The sequence below is a fragment of the Microcystis sp. M53603_WE2 genome, assembly GCF_030065435.1.
Map to the genome: position 1 here is coordinate 1 of NZ_JASJFF010000597.1, position 2600 is coordinate 2600.

The 2600-nt window shown below is 42.1% G+C and carries 6 protein-coding genes; 2 read left to right on the forward strand and 4 right to left on the reverse strand.

Features of this window, described 5'->3' with window-relative positions:
• Window positions 1-173 precede the first annotated feature (173 nt).
• Together psaK and PX481_RS12670 are read left to right on the forward strand one after the other, a co-directional pair.
• On the forward strand, window positions 174-440 hold the full coding sequence (gene psaK / locus PX481_RS12665) for a photosystem I reaction center subunit PsaK (RefSeq protein WP_002756861.1): 267 nt from the start codon (window positions 174-176) through the stop codon (window positions 438-440).
• 167 nt (window positions 441-607) lie between these two features.
• Window positions 608-721, forward strand: coding sequence for a CopG family transcriptional regulator (locus tag PX481_RS12670; RefSeq protein ID WP_288094683.1), 114 nt, complete (start codon window positions 608-610; stop codon window positions 719-721).
• A 91-nt stretch (window positions 722-812) separates the two neighbouring features.
• On the opposite strand, the gene PX481_RS12675 is transcribed toward PX481_RS12670, so the two are convergent.
• The 4 genes from PX481_RS12675 to PX481_RS12690 all read right to left on the reverse strand — a co-directional run.
• Window positions 813-971, reverse strand: a complete 159-nt coding sequence (locus PX481_RS12675) for a hypothetical protein (RefSeq protein ID WP_288087270.1) — start codon at window positions 969-971, stop codon at window positions 813-815.
• Window positions 972-987: 16 nt separating this feature from the next.
• Complete coding sequence (locus PX481_RS12680) at window positions 988-1215, reverse strand: hypothetical protein (RefSeq protein WP_002756856.1); 228 nt, start codon at window positions 1213-1215, stop codon at window positions 988-990.
• A gap of 540 nt (window positions 1216-1755) precedes the next feature.
• Window positions 1756-2283, reverse strand: coding sequence for a DUF3011 domain-containing protein (locus PX481_RS12685; protein WP_002756854.1), 528 nt, complete (start codon window positions 2281-2283; stop codon window positions 1756-1758).
• A 145-nt stretch (window positions 2284-2428) separates the two neighbouring features.
• Window positions 2429-2600: photosystem II protein D2 (locus tag PX481_RS12690; RefSeq protein WP_271931852.1), on the reverse strand; the 172-nt coding region annotated here is incomplete at its 5' end.

The following is a 2600-nucleotide window of genomic DNA, read 5'->3' on the forward strand; positions in this document are numbered from 1 at the left end:
GCGATCGCTCGTCCTTGGTCCGGTTGGGTAATGCCGCAAATTTTAATTCGCATTTAATCTTATTCACAAAACGTTACAAAAACTGTTAAGTATTCAAACAAAAAGCAGTTTCGGGTCAAGAGCTTTTTATAATGCCCTGTGGTTAACAAAATCTTATCAAGACTGGAGCGCAAATGATCCCTTCCGCCTTACTTTTAGCCACTGCTCAAACCATTCCCTGGAATTTATCCGTCGGCATTACCATGACGTTAGCTAACCTAGTAGCGTTCGTTATCGGTTATTTTGCTATCCAAAATACTGGGGCCGGCCCTGCCTTACCCTTGCCGCAGTTAGCCTCGAAAAAAAGCTTCGGTCTGCCGGAATTATTGGCTACCATGAGTTTTGGCCATATTCTCGGTGCGGGACTGGTTCTCGGTCTTTCTAACGCGGGTATTCTCTAATCAGTAATCAGTGATCAGTAAACCTCAGAGAGAGGAGTAAGGAGCCAGTAGTCAGTAGTCAGGAGAACTAAGCATAAAGAGATTTTAGCCAACTTCATCCCTATTTTTCCCATTTTTGAACTCTCAAAAGTTAATTATGCCAGAAGTCTAGTAATCGTCCAGAGCGGGTGATTATTCTGGCTGCTGGAGAGAAAATTAAGAAAGCAGTGGACCAAGTCGAAGTTGGAGACTTTGCTAACAAAGAAGAAGCAGTATTTGCTAAATTAACTCAGGAAAGTTAGATGGCTGCGGAAAGAAGTATCGAAAATAATTGATAAATGCGAACGTTGCTAATCGCTGAATTAATCGTAAATATTGCCTCTAGAGTTAATCTCATAAATAAAGATTTCGTCTGTCTCCTTTTAACTCACCTTTAAGTTTTTTGATATCAAGTTCTTCAGGGGGATAAACGTTTTGAGTTTCAAGGCAGGTTTTGAGAATACCAATTTTAGTCAAAACAGATTTTCGGCTATTGGCATCTAGTTTCTCCAAAAATTTATTGGCTGATCTACTGATCCTGATCTTCACGATTAAACCAGCCTGTAATATCAACGAAGCCGTCGTCTTTGTAATCAACAGGATTAAAGGTTGCTTCTATGTCAGCTTGTTCTATATCATCAACATAGGGAATCAGCATCTCGAAGAATTTAAACCACTCTTCCCGCATAACTTCGCGGACGCTTTCCTTGATGATGGTTTTGAGCATTAGAGCATCTAAGGTGTTTGCCGGCTCCATATATTTTCCTCCAATCTACTTGAATTCTAGCAGCAGATCAAGAAAACGGGTTTCTTACAGCAGCTATCTTAATGATCAGGTAGGCAGTTTTCGTTTTGGGGAGTCGGTGGTCGATACCAAATTAGTTTACACTTCATCTTGATGAGCAACGCTGTACCCCGAACTGAAGTTAAATACAGCCAATAGATCGTAAAATTTAGGAAGTTATTATGTTGATTTTTAAGGCTTTTTTGTCAGCCTAGTAAAATTTGGTTAAGCAACTAAGTAAAAGTGAGCGATCGATGCTAGAGAAAACACCGATGACGATGATGGATTTCTTTCGCAAAAGCGAAGGATTTTAGTTTTCTCAAGCTACTGTTCGAGGCAAGTCAAGAGATTGGGAGAGATTCAGGTAATACAAGGATAGGCGGTTAAAGTGCGTCTTAGCTTACCTGATAACGTTCTTAAAATCTATCTTCAGCAAAAGTTACTCATTTTAGCTATCTAGCTATATAAATAAGTAACTTTACAAGGTTTTAGATAGAGTTTTGGTTTCTATATTTAACCCCGATCCTCACAAACAAAGTCCACTACTCGATCGATTTCCCGGGATGAGCGGATGCGACGACTACCGCTGCCAAGTTCGCCACCACGACAATTAGCCCACCAACGCTCGCGACTGCCATTAACGATCGCATCAAATTCTCTAATTCTGCCACTATCATAATAACTGCGGCGATCAACGACAAAACGACCGATATTGGGGAGGCGAAATTCTTCGTAAACATTACCTTCCCAACCGCCACCAACATTACCGTGATGGTCGTCGGTGCGTACCTCAAACTCGCCCCGACAACCATTTCTGACCACAATATTGCCGTTTTGGAAATCCCAATTACCCTCACAGGGAGCAGCGGAGCGAGTGCGGGTTAATCTCACCTGGGCCCATCGAGCATTGACGGGACAGCGAGTAGTGCGACCGCTTTGACTTTCACAATTAACTCTCATGGTTCTGGCCGCTGCTGGCTCGCTCCCTAGGGGACAAATTAGCAATAAACCCAGACTAGATAATAAAATTTGGCGAAACATTGTCTCTATCTCCAAGAAATTCTCTAGTTTATCTTACAGGGGTATCCAGAAAATGAGTAGTAGTGCTTGAAGTGCCTTAATCAACAAAAAAGAAGGGTGATTTAACTTCACCCTTCCCCCTATTCGGTAAATTTTCTTGCCATCCTTAGAGAGCGTTACCGCGAGGTAATACTTCTTCAGGGAAGATAAAGTTTTCGTGGGGTTGGTCTTGGGGAGCCATCCAAGCTCTCAGACCTTCGTTAAGCAGAATATTTTTAGTGTAGAAGGTTTCAAATTCCGGGTCTTCCGCCGCTCTCAATTCCTGAGAAACGAAGTCA

Excerpts from the sequence above, each read along its gene's own strand:
- psaK (WP_002756861.1), top strand. The coding sequence starts at position 174 with ATGATCCCTTCCGCCTTACTTTTAGCCACTGCTCAAACCATTCCCTGG.
- PX481_RS12680 (WP_002756856.1), bottom strand. The coding sequence starts at position 1,215 with ATGGAGCCGGCAAACACCTTAGATGCTCTAATGCTCAAAACCATCATC.
- PX481_RS12685 (WP_002756854.1), bottom strand. The coding sequence starts at position 2,283 with ATGTTTCGCCAAATTTTATTATCTAGTCTGGGTTTATTGCTAATTTGT.